Annotated in this window: 4 protein-coding genes; 3 read left to right on the forward strand and 1 reads right to left on the reverse strand. The window is 68.7% G+C overall.

Features of this window, described 5'->3' with window-relative positions; all coding sequences use genetic code 11:
* Positions 1-234: 234 nt before the first annotated feature.
* Entirely contained in the window at positions 235-3,456 is a 3,222-nt protein-coding gene (locus VKH46_16255) for a glycosyl hydrolase (protein ID HKB72391.1), read from the reverse strand.
* Positions 3,457-3,669: 213 nt separating this feature from the next.
* On the opposite strand from VKH46_16255, the gene VKH46_16260 reads away from it, so the two are divergent.
* The 3 genes from VKH46_16260 to VKH46_16270 all read left to right on the forward strand — a co-directional run.
* Positions 3,670-5,673 (forward strand): S9 family peptidase, encoded by a 2,004-nt coding sequence (locus VKH46_16260; protein HKB72392.1) that lies wholly within the window; start codon positions 3,670-3,672, stop codon positions 5,671-5,673.
* Positions 5,670-6,677 carry an SMP-30/gluconolactonase/LRE family protein gene (locus VKH46_16265; GenBank protein HKB72393.1) on the forward strand — a complete coding sequence of 336 codons (1,008 nt, stop codon included), beginning with the start codon at positions 5,670-5,672 and terminating at the stop codon, positions 6,675-6,677. The genes VKH46_16260 and VKH46_16265 overlap by 4 nt, the downstream gene beginning before the upstream one ends.
* Positions 6,674-7,468 (forward strand): M20/M25/M40 family metallo-hydrolase (locus tag VKH46_16270; GenBank protein ID HKB72394.1); only part of this gene is annotated, 795 nt, incomplete at its 3' end. The genes VKH46_16265 and VKH46_16270, both read left to right, overlap by 4 nt.

Below are 7,468 nucleotides of genomic sequence, written 5' to 3' on the forward strand. Positions count from 1 at the left end.
GCGGCGAGGCGCGAGCCCGGTCCGCCGTCGCTCTCACGAGCTATGGCGGATCGATCGCCGATGACGTTTCTTGGCTCGGAAGGCGGTGTCCTCGCTTCGATCCGCCGAAGCCTCGGCGAAGGCGGACGGGATGCGGGCCGCCGGCCGGCGCCTAAGGCGTACCGACGAGCGTACGTCGTGGCGACGGCCGGCGGCACGCGCCCGCCCGGCTCGATGCATCGCCGCACCGGCCTCTCAGCTCTCCTCGCCGACCTTCGGCAGCACCATCACCGGCGCGAGCTTCTCCTGCTCGACGGTCCGGTTGAAATCCGCGAGATCGTGATCCACGGCATCCTGGAACTCGGCGAGCACGCCGTCGAGCTCCTTCTTCAGGACCAGGTAGTACTTCTCCTCCGAATCCGTCGGTTTCGCGTCGGCCGACCCGACCTCGCCGGCGAGGCTCGTGAAATCGTGGTCGAGCTTCGGAACGAAGTTCAGATCGTCTTCGTTCGACTTGATCTCGGGGTTGATGAGCTTCTCCTCGATCCCGGAGAGCTTCTTCGTCAGCGCCTTCGCCTTCGGCCCGATCGCGCTCCCCTTCCCGCTCTTCTCGGCGTGCTCATCGATGCTCTTGATCTGCGCCTTGAGGTCCCGAATCTTCAGGACGGTCCCGTGCGTCTGCGACAGGCCGTCGCGGATCTTCTCGAGGAGGTCGAACTGCGCCTTGAGGTCCGCCGCCGAAGTGCCGACCGCCGGATTCGCCTTCACCTCGAAGGGCTGCGTGAAGATCTTCCCGTCCACGGTCAGCCGGGCCTGGTACGTGCCCGGCGCGACCTTCGGCGGCCGTTTGTCCCCCTCGTTGAAGACGGCCTTCGGGACGAGAGTCGGTTTGAGCACGCGCATGTCCCACACGAACCGGTTCAGCCCTTCCTTCGGCGCGAGCTTCTTCTCCTTCTGCGCCTCCGTCGCGGCGTCCTCGGTTCCCTCCGGTTTCGTCTCGTCCTTCTTCGCGTTGTCGAACTTGCGGATCACCGTGCCGCCCGACAGGATCTCGAGCGTGATCTTCGACGAGTCGGCGGGCTTGTCCTTCAACCAGTAGTCGATGAGCACGCCGGCCGGCATGTTCTTGCCGACGGGCTCGGGCCGCTCGTTCTCCTCGTCCGGCGTCTCGATCTGGATCCGCACGGCCGGTCGCGGCGGGAACAGATAGACCGCCTCGGGGGCGATCCGGTCGCTCCACTGGCGGAGCGGATCGAGGTCGTCGAGAATCCAGAACGCTCTCCCCTGGGTGGCCACGACGAGGTCGCCGTTCTTCACCGTGAGGTCCGTGATCGGCACCGCGGGCAGGTTCCGCTGGAACGGCTGCCACGACGCCCCGTCGTCGAACGAGACGTAGAGCCCCCTCTCGGTCCCGCAATACAGGAGGCCCGCCCGGGCCGGGTCCTCGCGGACGACGCGGGTGAACGCGCCGTCCGGGATCCCCGAGTCGATCTTTTTCCAGGTCTTCCCGTAGTCGGCCGTCTTGTAGAGGTAGGGCCGGTTGTCGTCGAACTGGTACATCGTCGCGGCGATGTACGCCGTGCCCTTCTCGCGCGCCGACGCATCGATCGCGTTGATCCGGATCCACTGCGGCATCCCCTTCGGCGTGACGTTCTGCCACGTCTTCGCATCGTCGCGCGTGACGTGGACGAGCCCGTCGTCGGAACCCGCCCAGAGGACTCCCGCCTCGAGCGGCGATTCCGCGAGCGCGAAGATCGTGTCGTACACCTCGACTCCCGTGACGTCGTGCGAGACGGGACCGCCGGAGGCCGGCTGCTTCTCCGGGTCGTTGCGGGTGAGGTCCGGGCTCGCCTCGGTCCACGTCTGCCCTTCGTCGGTCGAGCGCATCAGCTTCTGCGAGGCGAAGTAGAGGACCTTCGGATCGTGCTTCGAGACGATGATCGGGGCGTTCCACTGAAACCGGTACTTGAGGTCCTTCGTCGCCTTCCCGCTCGCGAGCTGCGGCCACGGGTCGATCTCCCGGTACTGACGCGTCTTCCGGTCGAACCGCGTGATCGTCCCGCCGTATCCGCCGGCGTAGACGACCTCGGGATTGCGCGGGTCGGGCGCGATCCACGCGCTCTCTCCGCCCCCCACGTCGTACCACTCGTTGGCGGTGATGCCGCCGTATCCGGGCACGCCGCTCGGCATCCCGACCGTCGAGTTGTCCTGCTGGGCGCCGTACACCCAGTACGGGAAGCGGTCGTCCGTGATCACCCGATAGAACTGCGCGGTCGGCTGGTTGTCCTGCGTCGACCAGGTCTGGCCGCCGTTGAACGTGATCGTCGCGCCGCCGTCGTTGCCGAGGATCATCCGGTTCGGGTCGTCCGGATCGATCCACAGGTCGTGATTGTCGCCGTGCGGAACGGACATCTTCTGAAGCGTCTTCCCGCCGTCGGTCACCTTGTAGAACTCGACGTTCGGGATGTAGAGGACGTCCGCGTTCTTCGTGTCGGGGAAGATCCAGGAGTAGTACCAGGCGCGCTGCCGGATGCCGTGGTCGTCGGAGACGCGCGTCCACTTCTCTCCCCAGTCGTCGCTCCGGTAGAGGCCGCCCTTGTCGTTCTGCGCGTCGATGATCGCGAAGACGCGGCCGGTCTTGACGGGAGACGCCGCCACGCCCACCCGGCCCCAGATTCCGGGAGGAAGGCCCTCGGTCAGCTTCTTCCAGGTGTCGCCGCCGTCGGTCGACTTGTAGATCGCGCTGCCGGGCCCGCCGCTCTCGAGCGTCCACGGCTTGCGGTAGGCCTGCCAGAACGCGGCGTAGAGAACCCGGGGATTCGTCGGGTCCATCGAGAGGTCCGAGGCGCCGGTCTTGTCGTCGACGAAGAGCACCTTCTTCCAAGACTTCCCGCCGTCTTCCGTGCGGTAGATCCCGCGCTCGGCGTTGGGTCCCCAGACGTGCCCGAGCGCGGCGACGTAGACCAGATCCGGGTCATGCGGGTGGACGACGACGCGCGAGATCTGCTGCGTGTCCTTGAGCCCCATGTTCTTCCAGGTATGGCCCGAATCGGTCGATTTCCAGACGCCGTCGCCGCTGGAGACGTTGCCGCGGATCGGCGATTCGCCCATTCCGACCCAGACGACGTTCGGATCGGATTCGGAGACGGCGATCGACCCGACGGAGCCGGTCTTGAAGTCCTTGTCGGACATCGCTTCCCAGTTGGACCCGCCGTCGGTGGTCTTGAAGACGCCTCCGCCCGTCCCGCCGAAATAGAACGTGAGGGGCTGTCCGCGAACTCCCGTCACGGCCGTCGAGCGGCCGCCGCGGTACGGTCCGATGCAGCGGAACTGCAGCCCCTCGAGACGGTCGGAAAGCGTCTTCGCGGGAGCGGCGGCGGTCGCCGGCGATTTCTTCGTCTTCGCCCCTTCGGCCGAGAACGCGAGCGTCAAGGCGACGGCGGCAAGAATCCAGGGAGCTCTTCGAATCGAACGCAAGGGAATCCTCCTATTCGCGATGACTTGGTGAAATGACGAGCACGAATGCGCATTATAGAGGCGCGGTTTCCTCGATGGCGGCTCGAAATCATCCCTGGGCCGGGTCGCGGCTATTCGATTCGAGAAATCAATTTCCTGAATTGCTGGCGTCCGGGCCATACTTCTCCGGCGGCTTTCGCCGCTTCCGGCGCGGCCGCCCGAAGGGAGATGGCGATGACGACGACGATGAAGGCCGGAGCGGGAACGTTCGCCGCCGCGGCCGCTCTGTTCCTGGCGGCAGGGGCGGCCGCCGAATTGCCCCCTCTCGTCCCGCGCGACGTCCTGTTCGGCAACCCGATCCGAGAATTTCCCCAGATCTCGCCGGACGCCTCGAAGCTCGCATACCTCGCCCCGGATGCGAAGGGCGTCATGCAGGTCTGGGTCGGCGGCGAAAACGGCGCCGGCGCGCGGCCGGTCACGCGCGATCCCCACCGCGGCGTCGTCATTTACCGCTGGGCCGGCGACTCGCGGCACGTCCTCTACGAGCAGGACTCCGACGGGGACGAGAACTTCCACGTCTATTCGGCCGAGCTCGACGGCCGGCTCGTCCGGGACCTGACGCCGTTCCAGGGGGCGCGCGCCCAGAATCTGCTGACCAGCGCCCGGCGTCCGGGAGAGATCCTCGTCGGCCTGAACCTCCGCAAGCGCGACCTCTTCGACATGTACCGGATCGAACTGGAGACCGGCGCGGTCCGGCTCGACACCGAGAACCCCGGCGACGTCCTTTCCTGGACGACGGACGCGGACTTCGTGATCCGCGCCGCGACGGCATTCGACCCGAAGACCCTGGAAACGATCGTGCGCGTCCGCGACTCCGCCGCTGCGCCGTGGCGCGACCTCCTCCGGATGCCGTTCGAGGACGCGACGATGTTCGGGCAGTACAACGGCGGGAGCGTCATCTCCGGGTTCGAGCCGGACGGCCGGGCGCTCGACGTCGTCACGGCGCTCCATTCCCCCATGCAGCGCCTCGAGCGGATCGACGCCGCGACCGGAAAGACGCTCGCCGTGCTCGCTGAGGACCCGCGCTCCGACGTCGCCCAGGACCTCTTCGAAGTCGTGCCGCTCGCGATGACTGAGCCGGGGACCGGTCGCCTCCAGGCCGTGGCCGTCGACTACGGGAAGCGGGAGTGGAGATTCCTCGACCCGGCCGTCGCCGCGGACTTCGAGGCCCTCGGCCGGACGCGCCGCGGCTTCCTCGCGGTCGTGAGCCGGGACACGGACGACCGGCGCTGGGTCGTCGTGCAGGTCGTCGACGACGGCCCCCTGACGTTCTTCCAGTGGGACCGCGACGCGAAGAAGGAGACCCCCCTCTTCGAGGATCAGCCGGAGCTCGCGAAATACGCGCTCGCGCCGCAGAAGTTCGTGACGATTCGCGCCCGCGACGGTTTGACGCTCCCGGCGTACCTGACGCTCCCGGTCGGCGTCGCGCCGAAAAACCTTCCGCTCGTCCTCCTCCCGCACGGGGGGCCGTGGGCGCGCGACGAGTGGGGCTTCGACCCCTGGGTGCAGTGGCTCGCCAACCGCGGGTATGCCGTGCTGCAGGTGGAGTTCCGGGGCTCGACGGGCTTCGGAAAGAAGTTCCTGAACCTCGGGAACCACGAGTTCGGCCTGAAGATGGAGGACGACTCGATCGACGGCGCGCGGTGGGCGGTCGCGCAGGGAATCGCCGACCCGAAACGTCTCGCGGTGATGGGCGCCTCCGGCGGCGGCTACGCGACGCTCCGCGCGATCACCGAGCTCCCGGGGATGTTCGCGGCCGCGGTCGACCTCGTCGGCCCGACCGACGTCTCCCTGCTCTTCTCGACGATGCCCGCCGGCTGGGGCGCCGTCAAGAACCGGTGGATCCGGCGGATCGGCGACGTCGAGCACGACGCCGCGCTCAACCGGAAGCTCTCGCCGCTCTACCACGCCGACGCGATCCGCACGCCGCTCCTCATCGGACAGGGCGTCAACGACCCCCGCGTCAACATCGAGAACGCGAACCGCATGGTCGCGGCGCTCCGGAAGAGGAAGATTCCGGTCACGTACGTCGTCTATCCCGACGAGGGACACGGGTTCCAGCGCCCCGAGAACAACCTCGACTTCTTCGGCCGGGCGGAGGAGTTCCTCGCGCGGCACCTGGGCGGGCGCGCCGAGCCCTGGCAGAAGATCCCGGGGTCGACCGCCGAGGTCCGGTGAGGATTCGCGCCGCAGCGTTCGCCGCCGCGCTGGCGGTCCTCCCTCCGGCGCGCGCGGGGGCCGCCGCCCGCGGCCTCGAGCTCTTCACCACGGTTGCCGAGCCGGATCTGATCCCCGAGGGAATCGCGTTCGACCCGGCGACCCGTACCCTCTATCTGGGCAGCATCCGGAAGAGAAAGATCGTCGCGGTCTCCCCGGAGGGGCGAGTGCGCGACTTCGTCCCGCCGGCCCGGGACGGCCTCTGGAGCGTCCTCGGGATGAAGGTCGATCCGGAACGGCGCACGCTGCTCGCCTGCTCCGAGGTGGACGGTCCCGGGATGGAGGGCTTCGTTCCGGCCGACCTCGGCAAGTCCGGCGTTTTCGAGCTCGACCTCGCGACGGGGAAGACCCTGCACGTCTATCGCGCGCCCGCCGGGAGACACCTCTTCAACGACCTCGCCTTCACGCACGGCGCGATCTGGGTGACCGACAGCGAGGAAGGGAGCGTCTGGCGCATCGACCGCCGGTCGGGACGCGTCGAGCGGTACGCGCCGGCGGGGCGCCTCGTCTATCCGAACGGGATCGCGATCGACCCGAAGGAGCGGGCCCTCTTCGTCGCCGACGAGCGAACGATCTACGTCGTGGATCTCGTCGCGAAGAGCCGGCGCGAGCTCGGCCATTCCCCCGGGACGAGGCTCGGCGAGGCGGACGGGCTCTATTTCGACCGCGGCGCGCTGCTGGCGATCCAGAACGGCCACGCGCCGATCCGCGTCGCGCGGTTTTCGCTCTCGTCCGGGCTGGACCGGATCACCGGCGAGATGACGCTCGCCGAGGACGATCCGCGGCTCCCGGAGCCGACGACCGGCGCCGTCGCGGGCGACGTGATGTACCTCGTCGGCGACTCGCAGCTCCGCGCGATCGGCAAGGACGGGACGCTCTGGCCTCGCGAGAAGCTCGCGCCGGTGCGGATATACGAGATGCCGCTGCGGTCCGCTCCGCCGCAGCGCGACCGGAGGATTCGATGAAACGACTCGGCTCGATGCTCCTGGTGTTCTCGGCGGCTCCGCTTCTCTCCGCGCCGCCGGCTGCGCCGCGCTCTCCCGCGGCGTCCCGACTCGCGCGCTCTCCCGCGGCGAGCGCCGCCCGCGCGTGGCGCGAGTCGCACGAGGCGGAGATCGTGCGCGAGCTGGCGGATCTGCTGTCGATTCCCAACAAGGCGACCGACACGGCGGACATCGAGAAGAACGCGGCGGCGATCGCGGCCCTCTACGAGCGGCGCGGGGCGACCGTCCGCCTGCTGCGCGTTCCCGACGCCCCTCCGGCCGTGTACGCCGCGATCGACACGCCGGGCGCGTCGCAGACCGTCACGTTCTACGCGCACTACGACGGGCAGCCCGTCGATCCCCGGCAGTGGACGGGCGCGCCGTTTACTCCGGTGCTCCGGCGCGGAACCCTCGAATCCGGGGCCGCCGAAGTTCCGCTCGCAAGCCTGGTTCCTCCGCTTGATCCGGAGTGGCGCCTCTACGCGCGATCGGCGTCGGACGACAAGGCGCCGATCGTCGGCTTCGCCGCCGCGCTCGACGCACTCGAGGCGGCGGGGATCCGGCCGTCGGTCAACCTCCGTTTCTTCTTCGAGGGAGAGGAGGAAGCGGGGTCGCCGCACCTCGAGGCGATCCTCGCCCGCTACGCCGCCGACCTCCGGACCGGCGCCTGGGTGCTGTGCGACGGGCCCGTCCATCAGAGCCGACGGCCGCAGATCTTCTTCGGCGCGCGTGGCACGACGGGAGTCGAGCTCACCGTCTACGGCCCGAACCGG

The sequence above is a fragment of the Thermoanaerobaculia bacterium genome, from assembly GCA_035260525.1.
Lineage (GTDB): Bacteria > Acidobacteriota > Thermoanaerobaculia > UBA5066 > DATFVB01 > DATFVB01.